This is a genomic window from Candidatus Methylomirabilis sp., from assembly GCF_028716865.1.
Taxonomy (GTDB): Bacteria; Methylomirabilota; Methylomirabilia; order Methylomirabilales; family Methylomirabilaceae; genus Methylomirabilis.
Genome location: NZ_JAQUOY010000006.1, coordinates 15,714 through 33,004, shown reverse-complemented (window position 1 = coordinate 33,004; position 17,291 = coordinate 15,714). Strand labels below are relative to the sequence as shown.

Here is a 17,291-nt window from a genome sequence, read left to right as displayed (position 1 = left end):
GTTCTGATTCTCAGGTTTGGACCCGAAACCCGAGACCCGAAACCCGAGACCCAGAACATCTGTGAAGATCGGTTTTTTTACCTGTAACGCCTCCCCACTGCTGAACGGCCTCGCTGTCTCCATTCAACAATTTGCGCTTCACATGCGTCGCCTCGGCCATCGGGTCTTCATCTTTGCGCCGCGTTACCCGGACTGCCCGGACGTAGAACCCGACACCTACCGGTTCCCATCGCTGCGCGTTCCGACCCATCACCGTTATGCCGTGCCGATTCCAGCCGTCGCCGTGGGGCTTCATCGTCTGATTGCACGCCTCGGTCTGCAGGTTATCCATACCCATCACCCGTTCCTTGTCGGGCCATATGCCTACCGTCTGGCGCGCCGGCTGCGAGTCCCGTGTGTGTTTACCTATCATACGCTGTACGAGCATTACGCCCACTACCTGCCGGTCGTTTCGCCCATGGCTGCCCGGGTCGCGGAGGCTCGAAGCCACGCCTTCGCTAACCGGGCCGATCTGGTCATCGCGCCCACTTCAGGGGTGCAAGAGCGGCTACGGCGCCACGGGGTCACCGTCCCCATTGAAGTGATCCCCACGGGGATCGAGCCGCCGGAAGAGTCGAAGGAATCGAAGGCCCAGATTCGGCGTCGCCTTGGTGTGCCGGAGGACAACGGGCCGGTCCTCCTGTACGTGGGACGGCTGGCCAGGGAAAAGAATCTCGGGCTGCTTTTGCGGGCAATCCATGCCGCGGTCCGGGTTGTGCCCAACCTCACACTGCTGGTAGTCGGGGAAGGGGATGATGAGCGGTCGTTACAGCGGCTGGCCGCCCATCTGGAAATTGCTGACCGTGTCCACTTCGTGGGCCCGGTCCCGCATCAGACTGTTGGCTGCTGGTATCAGGCTGCGGACCTCTTTGTCTTTCCATCCGTTTCAGAGACCCAAGGCTTGGTTGTGCTCGAGGCGATGGCGCACGGGCTCCCCGTGCTGGCTGTCCGGTCCGTTGGCACCTCGGATTTCATCATAGATGGGGTGAACGGGGCCCTGGCCGACGATACCGAGGGCGATTTCGTCCAGCGCCTGCTCACGCTACTTTGCAATGGGGCGAGTCTCCATCGCTACGCCGAGCAGGGCAGGGTGAGTGCGATGAAGCTGACGGCCGAAGCCTCGGCCGTGCGGCTGCTTGAGGTCTACGAGCGACTCCTGAACCCTATACCCCAAACCCTAATCCCTGATTTTCAATGGAGCAGTTGATCGAGGAGTACTTGAGGTTCCTGACGGTCGAGCGGGGGCTGGCAGAGAACAGCCTGGCGGCGTATGGAAGGGATCTACGCCGGATAGTCGGCTACTTCAAGCAGGCTGGGGTCGGCTCATTTCAGGAGGTCGGCCGCGGGCACGTCGCACGTCTGCTCTTGGCGCTCCGAGAGGAGGGGCTCCAGCCTCGGACGGTCGCGCGCCGCACGTCGTCGCTTCGCGGTCTGTACCGGTACCTGCTGACGCAGGGCCATGTGAAAGAGGATCCTACCGCACACCTTGAGTCCCCGAGCCCCTGGATGCGTCTTCCAGGGGTGCTGAGCCAGGACGAGGTGGGACGGCTGCTGGCGGCGCCGCCTGCCAGTAATCCCCTGGGTCTTCGTGATAAGGCGATGCTGGAACTGCTGTATGCGGCCGGCCTTCGGGTGTCGGAGATGGTGACCCTCCAGATGTCTGATGTGGACCTGGAAGTGGGCTACGTACGCTGCCAGGGAAAGGGCGGGAAGGACCGGGTGGTTCCGTTGGGGAGAGATGCCCAGGCGGCTGTTCGCCGGTATCTCGCCGACTCAAGACCGCACCTTCAAAGAGGACGGTCAACTCCTGTGCTGTTCTTGAACCGCTGGGGGTGGCCGCTGACGCGTCAAGGTTTCTGGAAGCTCCTCCGCGCGTACGCGACGGCGGCGGGGATCGACCGACGAGTGACCCCTCACACGCTTCGCCATTCTTTTGCCACACACCTCCTTGAGCGCGGTGCCGACCTGCGGGCGGTCCAGATGATGTTGGGCCATGCCGATATTTCTACGACGCAGATCTACACACATGTCTCCCGGGCGCATCTGAAGTCGGTTTACGATCGTTATCACCCCCGAGCATAAAGGCGGGGAGTTAGGGGATAGGGGTTAGGGGTTGGGGAATTTGGGATACGAAGCGCTTGGTAACGATGCAGCTTCCGCAATTCCGAAAGCTTGATCCGCTCAGCCGGAGGGTGCTCGAGGCGGCGCGCAGGGCTGCCGCCTCTTCGCCGATCTATGCGGTCGGCGGCTATGTGCGGGATCTCCTCCTTGGCCGGAGCAATATTGATATCGATCTGGTGGTTGAGGGCGATGCCATTGCTGTCGCCAGACGTCTGGCGCACTTCCTTAAGGCGGTGGTGGCGCCTCACCCCAGGTTCGGAACCGCCCACCTGCGGCTTCCCGGAGGCAGGACGCTCGATCTTGCTACCGCCAGGTCGGAACGATACCCGCATGCTGCCGCGCTGCCGGAGGTTCAACCTGCCCCACTCCTTGCCGATCTGCTTCGACGAGATTTCAGCATCAATGCCATGGCTGCCCGCATCGAGCATCATCGGTTCGGGCCGCTGATCGATCCACTGGGAGGATTCCGGGATCTGGAGCGCGGCCGGATCAGAATCTTGCATGAGCAGAGCTTCATCGACGACCCCACTCGGCTCTTCAGGACAGCTCGGTTTGAAGGCCGGTACCGGTTCGTTATTTCCCGTGACACGTTGCGGCTGATGAAGGCTGCAGTACAATGGGGGGCGGTCGGGAATCTTGCCGGTTCGAGAATCTTCAGGGAGCTCTACCTGAGTACGAAAGAACTATCGGCTCCCCGCATCATCAGGCGTTTCAGGGATCTGGGCGTGTTGACGGCCATTCATCCGAAGTTCGCCCTCTCTGCCGCCGCCTTCGGTCTGCTCGAACGCGTGCAGCGGGTTCTCTCTCAGGCCCCATCCATGCCGCCGCTGGAGAGAGCGGTGGAAGGTGAGGCGCTGCTCCTTGCGATGTTCTATTCTTTGCATCCAAGGACGGTTGTTGCCATCCTCAAGCGGCTCACCCCACCCCATCGGATTGCCGAGAAGCTGGTAGCTGATCACACGGCATGTCGACACGCCGCGCAAAAGCTGACACACGCCGTCGATCTGCGCCAAAGCCGGATGGCTCGGCTTCTCGATCCCCTTTCGCCGGAGGCGAGGGTCGTACTTCTGGCTGGGCTTGTGAAGGGATCGGCACAGGAGGCGGTCTCCAAATACCTCACAACCTCATGGAGCATTGTGCCGCTGCTCAAAGGGGGGGACTTGCATCGGTTAGGGCTTAAGCCCGGTCCCATCTACCGGAGGATCCTTGCTGCACTGCGTACGGCCAAGCTGGACGGGCGCCTCTGTACCAAGGAGGATGAGACCTCATTTGCCCTTCAGCGTTTCGCCAGCGCGTGCCTTCGAGATTGACAAGGGGGGTTCCCTTTGTTACGGTAAATGTAGCTAAAGTGTGTATTTGGCGGAAAGCGCGTAGCGAAACGATGCCTGATCTGACGCAGTTCATTCTAAGTTTGAGCGTGAGGCTGCCGGCCATCCTGGCAGCCTTGACGTTTCACGAATATGCCCACGGATGGGTCGCCGACAAGCGGGGTGATCCGACCGCGCGATTGTCAGGCCGCCTCACCTTTAACCCTATCGCCCACCTTGATCCGGTCGGAACCCTGGCTCTGATCTTCACGCCGGTGGGGTGGGCCAAGCCGATTCCGGTAAATTTCGACAACCTCCGACATCCGAGGCGTGACATGGTTTTGGTGGCGGCTGCCGGGCCGTGTGCGAACCTTATCCTTGCCTCCGTGTGCGCCTGGTCGCTTCGGATGTTTGACGGAACGGCAGGGGCGGAAGAGTCGACCTGGTTGCTTGCGTGGTTCACGCCGGTCTATCATATGTTGCACTGGAGCGTACTGATCAACGTGGCGCTGGCCGTCTTTAACCTGATCCCCCTGCTGCCGCTCGATGGCGGCCGCGTCATGGCCGGGCTCCTGCCACCGCGCCAGGCCGTCGCGTATGGCAGGATCGAGCGGTACGGCTTTGTCATTCTAATGGTTCTGATCTTCAGCGGGGCGGTCGATCGGCTGATCTGGCCACCCATTGCACTTGTTGCCGGTCTGTTGCTCGGCGCGTAGGTACGTACAGGAGGAGTACGACAGTCGATGTCGAAGAGTCGAGTCTTAAGTGGGATGAGGCCAACAGGGCGCCTTCACCTTGGCCACCTGTTTGGGGCCCTAGATAACTGGCGCCGTCTGCAGGAGGAGTACGAATGCTTCTTTTTCGTAGCCGACTGGCATGCGCTCACGACTGAGTACGCCGAGACGAAGGGTATCCAGGAGAATATCCGCGAGATGGTCCTGGATATGTTGGCGGCCGGGATCGACCCCTCAAAGGCGACTCTCTTCCTGCAGTCGAAGCTTCATGAACATGCGGAGCTGTACCTGTTGCTGTCGATGATCACGCCGGTGCCTTGGCTGGAGCGCAATCCGACGTACAAGGAGCAGCAGCAGGAGCTGACCACCAAAGACCTCAGCACCTATGGGTTTTTGGGGTACCCGGTCCTGATGGCCTCGGACATCCTGATCTATAAGGCCAATCACGTACCGGTCGGTATCGATCAAGTGCCGCATTTGGAGTTGGCCAGGGAGATCGCGCGCCGATTCAACTATCTGTATGGGGAAGTCCTCGCCATACCCGAGGCGCTCCTGACCGAGTTTCCAAAGGTCCCAGGCACCGATGGCCGCAAGATGAGCAAGAGCTACGGTAACGCCGTCTATTTGTCCGATTCGCCCGAGCAGGTGACCGCAAAGATCAGGCCGATGGTGACGGATCCGGCCCGGGTGCGCCGGCGCGATCCCGGCAATCCTGATGTCTGCCCGGTCTTTGACCTGCACAAGATCTTCACTCCCAAGGCGGAGCGGAATGCTACCATCGATCCCGGCTGCCGGACAGCGGGAATCGGCTGCTTGGACTGTAAGGGGGTTCTCCTGCAGCACATGCTTCCGGTCCTTCGGCCTATTTACGACCGACGTCAAGAGTTGGCGACCCACCCGGAGATCGTCCAGGAAGTGCTGGAGGACGGATGGGCAAAGGCCAAGAAGGTTGCAGGCGAGACCCTGTCAGAGGTCAAGACCGCGATGCACTTGTGAAACCTATTTCAGCAGTCAGCATTCAGCTAATAGCTGAGCGCTGATGGTTGATTTCTTGAGGTGCGGAGATGCTTGATCGCTCAATCCCAGAGGGGCTGACATTTGACGACGTGCTCCTGATCCCTGCCAAGTCCGAGGTTCTGCCACGGGACGTTGATGTGTGTACACGCCTGACCAGGCGTCTTTCGATCAACATCCCAGTCATCAGTGCCGCGATGGACACGGTCACCGAGGCCAGGATGGCCATTGCGCTGGCCCGGGAGGGGGGGATTGGCATGATCCACCGGGCCTTCCCTCCGGATCGGCAGGCCTTTGAGGTTGACAAGGTCAAGAAGTCCGAGAGCGGGATGATTGTGGACCCGATCACGATCTCACCGGATCAGAGGCTCTCTGATGCCCTGGGACTGATGCAACGCTATCGAATCTCCGGTGTCCCCGTGACGCAGAACGGCAAATTGGTCGGTATCCTAACCAACCGTGACATCCGCTTCGAGACCAAGCTTGATCTGAAGATTTCCCAGGTGATGACCAAGGATCGACTCATAACGGCGCCGGTCGGCACCAGTCTGGAAGAGGCAAAGGAGATCCTGCACCGGAACCGGATCGAGAAACTGCTTGTGGTGGATGAGGAGTTCAATCTCCGTGGCCTCATCACCATCAAGGACATTGAGAAGACGATCAAGTTCCCGAATGCCTGTAAGGATGAGCTAGGGCGATTGCGCGTAGGCGCAGCCGTCGGCGTCGGCGAGGATATGCTGGAGCGAGTGGACGCGCTGGTCAGGGCCGGCGTCGATGTCCTGGTGGTGGATACCGCCCACGGCCATAGCAGCGGGGTGGTGGAGACGGTAGTCACGATCAAGCGACGTTACCCCGATACCGAGGTCATTGCCGGAAACATCGCAACGACCGAAGGGGCCGAGGAGCTGATTAAAGCCGGGGCCGACGGCCTGAAAGTCGGAATCGGTCCAGGCTCCATCTGTACGACTCGGGTGGTCGCTGGGGCCGGAGTCCCGCAGATCACGGCGATCGCCGAATGCGCGAAAGTCGCCGACCGACATGGTATCCCGATTATTGCCGACGGCGGCATCAAGTTCTCGGGTGACATGACCAAGGCGATTGCGGCTGGGGCGCATGCCGTGATGCTTGGGGGTCTCCTGGCGGGAACCGAGGAAAGCCCGGGTGAGACGGTCATCTTTCAGGGACGGACCTACAAGGTCTACCGGGGTATGGGTTCGCTGGGCGCTATGCAGCGGGGTGGAAGGGATCGATACGGCCAGGAGGCTGAAACGGAGGAGTATAAGCTTGTTCCCGAGGGGATTGAGGGGCGCGTTCCCTATAAAGGGACGCTGGCCGGCAGCATTTACCAACTGATTGGGGGGCTCAGGGCCGGTATGGGTTACAGTGGCTGCCAGACCATCGAGGAGCTTCGCCAGAAAGGCCGCTTTGTCCGAATCACCTCCGCAGGGCTCCGCGAGAGCCACGTGCATGACGTCATCATCACGAAAGAAGCGCCGAACTACCGGTTGGACTAAGAGCAGCTTTCAGCGGTCAACTATCAGCAGTTGACCGGACAAACAATACAAATGTGTGAAGATAGACTTCCGGAATGCTCGATCGTGCCCCCTCTTGCAGTGCCTTAGCTGAGCGCTGATGGTTAATCGCTCATAGCTGCCCTTCATGCATAAAATCCTGATCCTTGACTTCGGCTCACAGTACACGCAGTTGATCGCCCGCCGCATCCGTGAACTGGGTGTCTACTGCGAGATCCATCCGTTCAACCTGCCGCTAGACGACATCAAGACTTTTGATCCAAAGGGAATCATTCTCTCCGGTAGTCCGGCCAGTGTCTACCAACCGGATGCTCCCCTGTGTCGGCGCGAGATCATCGAGCAGGGCGTGCCGGTCCTCGGGATCTGCTACGGGATGGGGGTGCTTGGACACTTCTATGGTGCCATCTCGACCCGGGCAGCCAACCGGGAATATGGCCGGGCATCCCTCACGATCGACGATGACTCCGATCTTTTCTTCAGTCTTGGGAGTGGGCTTACCGTCTGGATGAGCCACGGGGACAAGCTTGAGGAGATCCCCGACACGTTCCGTCGCCTTGCCCACACGGCCAATGCGCCATTTGCCGCGATTCGCCATCGAACCCAGCCGCTTTTTGCGGTCCAGTTCCATCCCGAAGTCGCCCATACTGACAGCGGGAAGGCGATCCTTGGGAATCTCCTGTTCAGGGTCTGCGGCTGCGCCCAGGATTGGCAGATGCATTCCTTCGCTGAGATGGCCATCGATAAGATTCGGCGTCAGGTGGGGGATCAGAGGGTGCTCTGCGCTCTGAGTGGGGGCGTCGACTCTTCGGTTGTCGCGCTGTTGGTGCATCGGGCGATCGGTCCGAAGCTCACCTGCGTCTTCGTCGATAACGGTCTGCTCCGAAAAGGGGAGGCCGCCCAGGTGGAGCAGGCCATGGGCGAACACTTGGGCGTTCACCTGGTCTCGGTTGACGCGAGAGGCCGATTCCTGACCCGGCTCAAAGGGATCATCGATCCGGAAGAGAAACGGAAGATTATTGGTGCGGAGTTCATCGCCGTCTTTGAGGAAGAGTCGCGGCGGCTTGGACGATTCGATTTCCTCGCTCAGGGTACGTTGTATCCGGATGTCATCGAGAGCGTGTCGGTTCAGGGGCCGTCGGTCACGATCAAATCCCACCACAACGTCGGCGGCCTGCCGGAGCAGTTCGATTTTGAGTTGCTGGAGCCGCTGCGGGAGCTGTTCAAGGATGAGGTGCGAGAGCTTGGACGAGAGCTCGGCCTGCCGGACACTATCCTCTGGCGCCAGCCGTTCCCAGGGCCCGGCCTGGCCGTCCGGATCATCGGCGAGGTGACGAAGGCGCGACTGGACCTGCTCAGAGAGACCGATGCCGTCGTCGAGGCGGAGATCGCACGAGCGAAGATGGACCGTGAGTTGTGGCAGGCGTTTGCGGTCCTGTTGCCGATCAAAACGGTGGGGGTCATGGGCGACGAGCGAACCTACGAGAACGTCGTCGCCATCCGGGCCGTCACCAGCCTCGACGGGATGACGGCCGACTGGGCGCGCCTGCCGCACGACCTGCTCCAGGCGATCAGCAGCCGGATCGTGAGCGAGGTCAAAGGGGTCAATCGAGTCGTCTACGACATCTCCTCGAAGCCTCCGAGCACCATCGAGTGGGAGTGACCTCGTTTGAGCTGCAATGAACCTCGAGGCGTACCGGACTCAGCACGAGATCGATGCGAAACTGATCCACCAAGATCTCTTGTATGACGTGGATGCGTGTGGTATCGTCATTGTAGATACTATAGGAGGGACGCTTTATGACTGCAAGAGTTCAGAAATGGGGCAATAGTCTTGCCCTGAGACTCCCCAAGGCTCTTGCGGACGAATTCCGTCTGGAACAAGGCAGTGCCGTAGAACTGCGTGTTGTCGGCGATAAACTCGTCCTCGAGCCCCACCGACCGCCGCACTACAGGCTTGAGGATCTCCTCAAGAGGGTCTCCAAGCGTAACATTCACCCCGAGTGTAAGACCGGTCGGCCTGTCGGCAAGGAAGCCCTGTGATGGCAACCCCGCATGTCCCAGACCGCGGAGACATTGTCTGGGTCGACTTTGACCCACAGGCAGGACATGAGCAAGCCGGCCGGCGGCCGGCCTTGATCGTCTCCCCCCAGTCCTATAACCAGAAAGTTGGCTTGGTTCTTCTTTGCCCGATTACGAATCAGCGCAAGGACTATCCCTTCGAGGTGTCTTTGCCTAAAGCCCTCAAAGTGGCAGGTGTCGTGCTTGCTGACCAGATCAAGAGTATGGACTGGCACGCGCGACATGCTGAGTTCTCGTGCAAGGCGCCTATGGCGACTGTTCTTGAAGTAATCGGCAAGGCACAGTCACTCCTTGCGGTCTGAAGTGGCTCACGATAACGAGTGGACAATGGCGCATGCAATCTATCGGGTTGTTGACTTCGCAATTATCGGTCCATATACACTACGGCTTACATTCGATGATAGGTCGGAGCAGGTGATTGACTTCCGCCAGGTGCTCGAAGGAGCGGTGTATGGGCCCCTGCGTGATGAAAGGCTGTTTGCTCAGGTTGAGATTGACCCGGAAGCGCATACGTTAGTATGGCCGAATGGAGCAGACTTTGATCCGGAGACATTGCACGATTGGCCTAAGTATGCAGAGGAGATGAAACGCATAGCCAAACGATGGGCCACGGTGAAGGAGAAGGTAGGCACTACCCCCTAAACCCTATGTCCTACACCCTGTTGTTGCAGGAGAATTATGCACCATTCTGATTTTGTTCACCTGCACGTTCATACGCAGTATAGCCTTCTGGATGGGGCGTGCTCCCTGGAGAAGCTGGTGGCCAAGGCGAAGGAGTACAAAATGCCCGCCTTGGCCGTGACCGATCACGGCAACCTCTTCGGGGCGATCGACTTTTACACTATCGCGATGAAGGAGGGGGTAAAGCCGATCATCGGCTGTGAGGTGTACATTGCCCCCGGCAGTCGTTTCGAGAGGTCCAATCAAGACAGCGGCTACGAGGGCGCCAGCCACATCACCCTGCTGGCCAAGGACCAGGTCGGCTACAAGAATCTTATCAAGCTGGTTTCGGCCGGCTATCTGGAGGGGTTCTACTATAAGCCGCGAATCGACCGGGAGCTGTTTGCCCAGCATTGCCAGGGGCTCATTGCTCTCTCCGGTTGCCTGAACTGCGAGGTAGCCAAGGCGTTGCTGGATGACAACGAGGATCGGGCGAAAGAGACTGTCAGTTGGTACATGGAGGCGCTGGGGCGCGAGAACTACTTTTTGGAGGTGCAGAACCACGGGATGGCGGAACAACGGAAGGTTACTGAAGGGGTCCTGCGCCTCGCCAAAGCCTTCGACCTGCCGATTGTCGCCACCAACGACCTCCACTATCCCGGTAAGGAAGATGCCCGTGCCCACGAGGTGCTGCTCTGCATCCAGACCGGGAAGACAATTCAGGACAAGGATCGTTGGCGGTTCTCCACCGATCAGTTCTACTTCAAATCGGCAGCGGAGATGAAGCAGATCTTTGCCGAGCTGCCGGAGGCGGTCAAGAACACCATTGCCGTAGCCGAGCGATGCAACCTCCAGCTCCAGTTCGGGCAGCTTCGCCTGCCCAAGTACCAGGTGCCAGAGGGGCACACACCCGAGACCTATCTGGCCCATCTGGCCTGGCAAGGGCTGAAGGTCCGATACCCGGACGCGAATACCGAGGTTGAGGCGCGCCTGAAGTACGAGCTGGAGGTCATCCAGAAGACCGGCTTCGCCGGCTACTTCCTGGTAGTCTGGGACTTCATCAAGTTTGCCAAGGATCGTGGGATCTCGGTCGGCCCGGGCCGCGGGTCCGCAGCTGCCTCGCTGGTTGCCTACTGCCTCGGTATCACCAACATCGATCCGCTTCGGTACGGCCTGATCTTCGAACGGTTCCTGAACCCCGAACGGATCAGTATGCCTGATATGGACATCGACTTCAGCGACGACCGGCGGGATGAGGTGATCGAGTATGTCACCAAGCGGTATGGAGCCGACAATGTGGCTCAGATCATCACGTTCGGAACGATGGGGGCCAAGGCGGTCATTCGGGATGTCGGCCGCGGCCTTGGGATGCCCTATGCCGATGTGGACAAGATCGCCAAGATGGTTCCCAACCGGATCAATATCAGTCTGGACGAGGCGATTGCCGAGAGCCCACCGCTGACCGAGGCGGTGCAGAGTCGGACAGAGGTGGAGGAGCTGTGGCGAGTCGCCAAGTGCCTGGAGGGACTGACACGGCACGCCTCAACCCACGCAGCGGGTGTCGTGATCTCCGGCGACCCGCTCACCGAGCATGTCCCGCTCTACAAAGATCCAAAGGCCGGCAGCAAGCCGACGACCCAGTACGCCATGAAGGCCATCGAGAAGATCGGCCTGCTGAAGGTCGATTTCCTGGGCCTGCGGACCCTGACGGTCATCGCCAACACCTTGGAGCTGATCGCGTCCGGACGGGGGGATCGGATCAAAATCGAGGAGATCCCCCTCGATGACCCGGCGGTCTTTTCCCTGCTCGGCGAGGCGCGGACCTTCGGGGTATTTCAACTGGAATCCTCGGGGATGCGGGATCTGATGCGTCGTCTGAAGCCGGAGCGGCTGGAGGATGTCATCGCCCTCGTGGCGCTCTATCGACCTGGACCGATGGTCATGATCGATGACTTCATCAACCGCAAGAACGGCAAGGTCAAGATCAGCTACGACCACCCGTTGATGGAGGCGATCCTGAAAGAAACCTACGGGATCATGGTCTACCAGGAACAGGTGATGCGGATCGCCTCGGACCTCGCCGGCTTCTCGATGGGTGAGGCGGATGTCCTTCGCAAGGCGATGGGCAAGAAAGATCCCGAGATGATGGATCAGCAGCGGAAGAAGTTCGTCGACGGGGCGAAGGAAAAAAAGATCCTGGCCCGGACGGCGCAAAAGATCTTCGACAAGATGGCCCCTTTTGCAGGGTATGCCTTCAATAAACCCCATGCAACCGCTTACGCCTTCTTGGCCTATCAGACCGCCTATCTCAAGGCTCATTACCCGGTTGAGTTCATGGCGGCCCTCCTCACCTCTGAGATGGCTGATACCGACGGGATCGTCAAATATATCGACGAGTGTAAACAGATGGGGATCACCGTTCTGCCACCGGATGTCAACGAGTCGGAAAGCCGCTTTACCGTGGTGGGAGAGCAGATTCGATTCGGGCTGGTGGCCATCAAGAATGTCGGCGAGACGGCCATCCAATCGATCCTGGCCACACGGCGTGGCAAAGGTCCTTTCCGCTCCATTTTCGACTTCTGTGAGCGGGTGGACCTGCGTCTGGTGAATAAACGAGTGGTTGAGAGCTTGATCAAGTGCGGGGCGTTCGATTCTCTCGGGGCGGCGAGGGCCCAGCTCATGGCCGTTGTCGACAAGGCGATGGAGGCCGGCGCCGGCGCACAGCGTGAGAGGGCCCAGGGCCAGGTCTCTTTGCTGGATGTCTTAGAGGCGAAAGGCGGGCTCGACCACCAGGCGGGGGCCTTGCCGGTCATCCCTGAGTGGGCGCCGCATCAACGCCTGGCCGCCGAAAAGGAGACGTTGGGCTTCTACGTCACCGGCCACCCGCTGGCCGATTATCGGGATGTCATCGCAAAGGTTGCGGCTATCACCACCGATCGTCTCGCGGCCTGCCAGGACAAAGAGACGATTACGCTGTGCGCCATCGTGTCTGCCATCAAGGAGATTACTACAAAGAGCGGAGAGCGGATGGCCTTCGTGACGCTCGAAGACATGGCCGGGACGGTGGAGGCGGTGGCGTTCCCTGAGCTGTACAAGGCGAACCTGCTCCACCTGGTGAAGGGTGCGGCCGTCATCGTCAAGGGGCAGGTAGATGTGGGGGAAGAGGTGGTCAAGCTGCTCTTGACGGAGGCGAGTCCCCTTGCGAACGCCAGGCGAAATGGAAAGTCGGTGGTAGAGATTACGGTAGAGGAGGCGCACCTGTCCGACCAACGGTTGGAGCAGTTGAAAAGCCTGCTGCTGCGATTTCCTGGACCCATTCCTGTCAGGCTCCACCTGTGCGTTGCGCCGGGCGTCACGGTGACCATTGCCGCCTCGCCAAACATAACCGTGGAACCGAACGAGCTGCTTAGGCAAGAGGTGGAGGCCCTGTTGGGTTCGGGAACGATAATCGGAGTGTGACCTCGGTATAGCCCCTCCCCTGGCGAGGATATGCTCTCCCCCAGGCATCCATTACCCTCCCAACGGCAACACCTGAAGGAGGCGCCATGTGGAAGCTCTTCATTCCTGAGATTTCCATTGCTGAAAAGATACTGCGGTCGGGTGTCGTCTATCTCTTCCTGCTGCTGGCGTTTCGTTTCACAGGGAAGCGGCAGGTAGGCCAGCTTACCCCCTTTGACCTTGTCGTCCTGCTCATCATCTCGAATGTGGTCCAGAACGCTGTAATCGGCAACGACAACTCGCTCGGGGGCGGACTCATCGGGGCGGTGACCATCCTTGCGCTCAATTACGGCGTGACCGAAGTGGCGTATCGCTCCAAGCGTGCTCGCCGCCTGCTCGAGGCCCAGCCCACCCTCCTGATTCACAACGGCCGCATTCTCCAGGAGAATCTGCGACGCGAACGCATCACGCTCGACGAGTTGCTGGCGGCGCTGCGGCGCAACGGCCTGGTAGAACCGGCGCAGGCGCACGTCGCAGTCTTAGAGGAGAACGGCGGGATCAGCGTCATCCCCAGGACCGCCGATGGCGAGCCGTCCCGCTCAAACCAGGCATGATACGTTTCCCTCTCGGATTTTCTGGACTCCTCCATGTTGACGCTGCTATAGCCCATCTGTTGGCTTTAGTGCCCGGCGACGGTCATGCGGCGGATTTTGAGGGTGGGGGCGACGACGCTCTGGCGGAAGCTGGGGTCTTGACCAACCATACCGAAGAAACTTGACATAGCATAAAAGTCGGTCTAGTTTTATGCATGTAGGAGGGTTCGCGATGAGAACAACTCTAGAGATTGACGAGAGGCTCCTCAAGCAGGCGCAGGTTCTTACCAAGGCCAAGACAAAGAAGGAGGTTGTCCACCGCTCCCTGGAGGCCCTTATCCGCCAGCAGCGGATCGAGCGTCTCCTTGGAAAACTTGGCCACTTTCCACTGAACTTAACTCCGAGAAAACTCGCCAAGCTGCGTGCCGATGGCTGATGGATGGGTCCTGATCGACACCTCGGCCTGGATCCATGCCCTGCGGCCCACCGGGAATCCCGTTGTCCGGCAACAAGTTTACGGTTTGCTCACTGAGGGGCGGGCAGTCACGTGTGAAATGATCATCCTGGAGCTTGCCAGCGGCACACGGACGGAAGGAGAGTATCAGGAGCTCCGCGAAGACTTAGAGGCGCTACAACAATTCCCGATTACCGAGTCAGTCTGGAGATTGGCCTACAGGATTGCCCACGCGGTGCGACGTAAAGGCTTATCGATTCCCACGACGGATCTTCTCATCGCTACTGTTGTCTTGAGCTACCCGTGCCGCCTTCTTCATTGCGATAAGCACTTCGACCTGATGGCGCGCCATATTGCGCTTCCGATCTGGAAACCCTAGGCAACCAAGAGCGATAAAGGTCGACACATTCTTGCGATTGCTTCGGGACGGTACCCCTCGCAATGACTCCCCAAGTAACGCGTATGGCTAGTGCCCGGCGACGGTCATGCGGCGGATCTTGAGGGTGGGGGCGACGACACTCTGGCGGAAGCTGAGGTCGTTGCCCACCATCTCGATCCCCAGGAGCATCTCCTTGAGGTTGCCGGCGATGGTGATCTCCTGCACCGGATAGGTCAACTCACCCTTCTCGATCCAGAATCCCACCGCGCCCTGTGAGTAGTCGCCGGTCACGAGGTTCACGCCGAAGCCGATCAGTTCGGTGACGTAGAGCCCGGCGTCCACCGAGCGAATGATCTCAGCCGGGGCGTGCGGCCCGGCCTGGAGGTAAAAGTTCGTCGGCCAGGCAGTCGGCGAATCGCCGGCGCCTCGACTCGCATTGCCGGTCGACTTCATCCCGAGCTTGCGGGCGGAATAGCTGTCGAGGAGGTAGCTGCGCAGGACGCCGTCTTCCATGATGGTATTCCGGCGAGTCGGGAGTCCCTCACCATCGAACGGCTTTGAGCCCAGATGGCCGGGTAATGTGCCGTCATCATAGACCGAGACGGTCTCGGCAGCGATCCGCTCACCCAGCTTGCCGACCAGGAACGACGCCCCGCGATAGAGGGCGGGACCGCAGAGCGCGCCGCAGATGATACGCAAGAGGTTCGTGGCGGTCTCGGGGTCGAAGACTACCGGGACCTCCTGGGTTTTGATCTTGCGCGCACCCAGGCGCCTGAGGGTACGCTCGGCCGCCTGTTTCCCGACCGCTTCAGGCGACTCCATGGCGCCCAGGTGTCGGGCGCGTGAGTACCAGTGATCGCGCTGCATGCCGTCCTCAGACGAGGCGATGGGCGACACCGCCAGGCTGAAGGTCGAGCCGCGATACTCACCCAGAAAGCCCTGACTGCTGCCGTAGATGATCCGATACAGGTTGCTCGCAAACTCCGCCCCCTCAGAATTCGTGATCCTGCTGTCAGAGGACAGGGCTGCAGCCTCGGCCGCCTTAGCCCGATCAAGCTGGTCTTTGACAGTGAGGGTCTCGCCATCCGGATCATACAGGTGAAGATCCGGGACGTTTCTGGCGCATTCTTCCGCCGTCGGCAGCCCGGAGCAATCATCGCGGGCAATCGCCTTGGCCAGGACGGCAGTATCCTCCACCAATCGTGCGAGCGACTCCGTAGAGAGGTCCGAGGTCGAACTGGTGGCCGACCGTTTGTCGAAAAACAGCCGCAATCCGAGCCGGACCTCTTTGGCACTCCGAAGGGTTTCAGTCTCCCCTAACCTGACCTGGGTGGTGACCAACTCGTTCTCAGCCAGAACCAGGTCGGCCTCTGTAGCTCCTTTTTGCTTCGCCTGTTGCAGGACTTCTTCGACGATCTGCTGGCCGATCATTACGCACCCCCTCCCTTTTGTAGGCCGAGGGTCCCGCCCACGGTCAGCCCCTCGATCTTGATAGTCGGCAGCCCGACGCCCACGGGAACGCTTTGACCGTCCTTCCCGCACGTCCCGACTCCCTCATCCAGCTTCAGGTCATTACCCACCATGGTCACTCGGGTCAGGACCTCCGGCCCGTGGCCGATCAGCGTGGCGCCCTTGACCGGTTTTGTGATCTTCCCGTCTTCGATAATGTACGCCTCGCTGGCCGAAAAGACGAACTTGCCGCTGGTGATGTCCACCTGGCCGCCACCGAAGGTCACGGCGTACAGGCCATGCTTGACGGAGCCGATGATTTCCTCCGAGGTCGAGTCGCCAGGCAGCATGAAGGTATTGGTCATGCGTGGAAGCGGTTGGTGGGCGTAACTTTCGCGTCGGCCGTTGCCTGTCGGTTCCATACCCATCAGGCGGGCGTTCAGCCGATCCTGCAAATACCCCCGCAGGATCCCGCGCTCGATCAGAACGGTGCGGCTGGTCGGCGTCCCCTCGTCATCGACATTCAGCGAGCCGCGGCGTCCGGGGATCGTGCCATCGTCCACCACGGTGACTAGCTCGGAGGCCACCCGCTGCCCGATCCGGTCGGAGAAAGCCGAGGTCTTCTTCCGGTTGAAGTCGCCTTCAAGACCGTGGCCGATCGCCTCGTGCAGTAAGATCCCGGGCCATCCGGGGCCGAGAACGACGTCCATCGTTCCGGCAGGGGCGTCGGCTGCATTGAGGTTCATAATGGCCAGGCGAACGGCCTCCTTGGCATAGTGCTCGAAGCGGTCCCGTTCCAGAAAGAACTCAAAGTCGGCCCGACCGCCTCCACCCCAGGATCCTATTTGCCTGTTCTCGCCCTCTTGGGCGATGCAGGTGATGCTCAGGCGTGAGAGCGGCTGGATGTCGCCGATCATGACGCCGGCAGAGGTCGCAATCATGACAATCTTAGATTCGCAGGCAAAAGATGCCATCACCTGGACGATCCGGGGGTCTGCTTGCCTGGCGATGATGTCGATTTGCTGGAGCAGATCAATCTTCTTTTCCAGCGGAATCTCTACCGGCGGGACACGAACCGGGTACAGATCATGAGGAGGCGAGCCGCCGACCTTCACCGGGGGAGGAGTGCCGACACCCGCCCGCTCAGCGATCTCTTTGGCCCGTGAACCGGCGAGCTCCAGGTTCTCCAGACTGATCTCATCAGAAAAGGCGTATCCGGTCTTCTCGTGGGCGAGGGCCCTGACGCCGACCCCTTGGTTAATGTTCTTCGCCGCCTGCTTGATTATCCCCTCTTCAAGCAGCAACGACTCGCTGATCCGGTACTCGAAGTACAGGTCGGCGTCATCAACCTGCGCGCCGAGGGCGGCTCCCAATCCCCGTTCAAGGTGCCGCTCCGTCAATCCGAACTTTTCCAGGAAAAACCGCTCCGGTTTCATCGGGTGTATCGTCATCCAGTCCTCACTCTCTCTTAAGCGATCAGCGATCAGCAATC

At 60.0% G+C, this 17,291-nt stretch carries 16 protein-coding genes; 14 read left to right on the top strand and 2 right to left on the bottom strand.

The genetic code is table 11. From position 1 onward, the window contains the following. The first annotated feature begins 61 nt into the window (after window positions 1-61). The 14 genes from PHV01_RS04060 (at window position 62) to PHV01_RS03995 (ending at window position 14,350) form a co-directional block, all read left to right on the top strand. Window positions 62-1,246, top strand: a complete 1,185-nt coding sequence (locus tag PHV01_RS04060) for a glycosyltransferase (RefSeq protein ID WP_337289864.1) — start codon at window positions 62-64, stop codon at window positions 1,244-1,246. After that, window positions 1,234-2,121 (top strand): site-specific tyrosine recombinase XerD, encoded by an 888-nt coding sequence (gene xerD, locus PHV01_RS04055; protein WP_337289863.1) that lies wholly within the window; start codon window positions 1,234-1,236, stop codon window positions 2,119-2,121. Before PHV01_RS04060 ends, xerD begins: the two co-directional genes overlap by 13 nt. 65 nt (window positions 2,122-2,186) lie before the next feature. Beyond that, on the top strand, window positions 2,187-3,470 hold the full coding sequence (locus tag PHV01_RS04050; RefSeq protein WP_337289862.1) for a hypothetical protein: 1,284 nt from the start codon (window positions 2,187-2,189) through the stop codon (window positions 3,468-3,470). 71 nt (window positions 3,471-3,541) lie between these two features. Next, entirely contained in the window at window positions 3,542-4,183 is a 642-nt protein-coding gene (locus PHV01_RS04045; RefSeq protein ID WP_337289861.1) for a site-2 protease family protein, read from the top strand. 27 nt (window positions 4,184-4,210) lie between these two features. Next, on the top strand, window positions 4,211-5,197 hold the full coding sequence (trpS, locus tag PHV01_RS04040) for a tryptophan--tRNA ligase (RefSeq protein WP_337289860.1): 987 nt from the start codon (window positions 4,211-4,213) through the stop codon (window positions 5,195-5,197). A gap of 68 nt (window positions 5,198-5,265) precedes the next feature. Next, window positions 5,266-6,729: an IMP dehydrogenase gene (gene guaB, locus PHV01_RS04035; protein WP_337289859.1), complete on the top strand. Its 1,464-nt coding sequence runs from the start codon at window positions 5,266-5,268 to the stop codon at window positions 6,727-6,729. A 145-nt stretch (window positions 6,730-6,874) separates the two neighbouring features. Then, window positions 6,875-8,407: a glutamine-hydrolyzing GMP synthase gene (guaA, locus tag PHV01_RS04030; RefSeq protein ID WP_337289858.1), complete on the top strand. Its 1,533-nt coding sequence runs from the start codon at window positions 6,875-6,877 to the stop codon at window positions 8,405-8,407. 137 nt (window positions 8,408-8,544) lie between these two features. Then, a complete protein-coding gene (locus PHV01_RS04025) occupies window positions 8,545-8,787 on the top strand; it encodes an AbrB/MazE/SpoVT family DNA-binding domain-containing protein (RefSeq protein ID WP_337289857.1) in 243 nt (80 codons plus the stop codon). Beyond that, entirely contained in the window at window positions 8,787-9,128 is a 342-nt protein-coding gene (mazF, locus tag PHV01_RS04020) for an endoribonuclease MazF (protein WP_337289856.1), read from the top strand. Before PHV01_RS04025 ends, mazF begins: the two co-directional genes overlap by 1 nt. Before the next feature lie 25 nt (window positions 9,129-9,153). After that, entirely contained in the window at window positions 9,154-9,468 is a 315-nt protein-coding gene (locus tag PHV01_RS04015; RefSeq protein ID WP_337289855.1) for a DUF2442 domain-containing protein, read from the top strand. A gap of 36 nt (window positions 9,469-9,504) precedes the next feature. Beyond that, window positions 9,505-12,945 (top strand): DNA polymerase III subunit alpha, encoded by a 3,441-nt coding sequence (locus PHV01_RS04010; RefSeq protein ID WP_337289854.1) that lies wholly within the window; start codon window positions 9,505-9,507, stop codon window positions 12,943-12,945. An 86-nt stretch (window positions 12,946-13,031) separates the two neighbouring features. Further along, on the top strand, window positions 13,032-13,538 hold the full coding sequence (locus tag PHV01_RS04005; RefSeq protein WP_337289853.1) for a YetF domain-containing protein: 507 nt from the start codon (window positions 13,032-13,034) through the stop codon (window positions 13,536-13,538). A 211-nt stretch (window positions 13,539-13,749) separates the two neighbouring features. Further along, window positions 13,750-13,953 (top strand): type II toxin-antitoxin system VapB family antitoxin, encoded by a 204-nt coding sequence (locus PHV01_RS04000; protein ID WP_337289852.1) that lies wholly within the window; start codon window positions 13,750-13,752, stop codon window positions 13,951-13,953. Further along, a complete protein-coding gene (locus PHV01_RS03995; protein ID WP_337289851.1) occupies window positions 13,946-14,350 on the top strand; it encodes a PIN domain nuclease in 405 nt (134 codons plus the stop codon). The genes PHV01_RS04000 and PHV01_RS03995 overlap by 8 nt, the downstream gene beginning before the upstream one ends. Before the next feature lie 87 nt (window positions 14,351-14,437). Here the strand turns inward: PHV01_RS03995 and PHV01_RS03990 are convergent, their stop codons facing one another. Continuing rightward, window positions 14,438-15,781, bottom strand: a complete 1,344-nt coding sequence (locus PHV01_RS03990; protein ID WP_337289850.1) for a TldD/PmbA family protein — start codon at window positions 15,779-15,781, stop codon at window positions 14,438-14,440. Continuing rightward, entirely contained in the window at window positions 15,781-17,250 is a 1,470-nt protein-coding gene (tldD, locus tag PHV01_RS03985) for a metalloprotease TldD (protein WP_337289849.1), read from the bottom strand. Before tldD ends, PHV01_RS03990 begins: the two co-directional genes overlap by 1 nt. Window positions 17,251-17,291: the final 41 nt, after the last annotated feature.

Bases quoted from the DNA above. Each gene is read 5' to 3' on its own strand.
- PHV01_RS04000 (WP_337289852.1), top strand. From the start codon at position 13,750: ATGAGAACAACTCTAGAGATTGACGAGAGGCTCCTCAAGCAGGCGCAG.
- PHV01_RS04015 (WP_337289855.1), top strand. From the start codon at position 9,154: ATGGCGCATGCAATCTATCGGGTTGTTGACTTCGCAATTATCGGTCCA.
- mazF (WP_337289856.1), top strand. From the start codon at position 8,787: ATGGCAACCCCGCATGTCCCAGACCGCGGAGACATTGTCTGGGTCGAC.
- xerD (WP_337289863.1), top strand. From the start codon at position 1,234: ATGGAGCAGTTGATCGAGGAGTACTTGAGGTTCCTGACGGTCGAGCGG.
- PHV01_RS04010 (WP_337289854.1), top strand. From the start codon at position 9,505: ATGCACCATTCTGATTTTGTTCACCTGCACGTTCATACGCAGTATAGC.
- trpS (WP_337289860.1), top strand. From the start codon at position 4,211: ATGTCGAAGAGTCGAGTCTTAAGTGGGATGAGGCCAACAGGGCGCCTT.
- guaA (WP_337289858.1), top strand. From the start codon at position 6,875: ATGCATAAAATCCTGATCCTTGACTTCGGCTCACAGTACACGCAGTTG.
- PHV01_RS04045 (WP_337289861.1), top strand. From the start codon at position 3,542: ATGCCTGATCTGACGCAGTTCATTCTAAGTTTGAGCGTGAGGCTGCCG.
- guaB (WP_337289859.1), top strand. From the start codon at position 5,266: ATGCTTGATCGCTCAATCCCAGAGGGGCTGACATTTGACGACGTGCTC.
- tldD (WP_337289849.1), bottom strand. From the start codon at position 17,250: ATGACGATACACCCGATGAAACCGGAGCGGTTTTTCCTGGAAAAGTTC.
- PHV01_RS04050 (WP_337289862.1), top strand. From the start codon at position 2,187: ATGCAGCTTCCGCAATTCCGAAAGCTTGATCCGCTCAGCCGGAGGGTG.
- PHV01_RS03995 (WP_337289851.1), top strand. From the start codon at position 13,946: ATGGCTGATGGATGGGTCCTGATCGACACCTCGGCCTGGATCCATGCC.
- PHV01_RS03990 (WP_337289850.1), bottom strand. From the start codon at position 15,781: ATGATCGGCCAGCAGATCGTCGAAGAAGTCCTGCAACAGGCGAAGCAA.
- PHV01_RS04025 (WP_337289857.1), top strand. From the start codon at position 8,545: ATGACTGCAAGAGTTCAGAAATGGGGCAATAGTCTTGCCCTGAGACTC.
- PHV01_RS04005 (WP_337289853.1), top strand. From the start codon at position 13,032: ATGTGGAAGCTCTTCATTCCTGAGATTTCCATTGCTGAAAAGATACTG.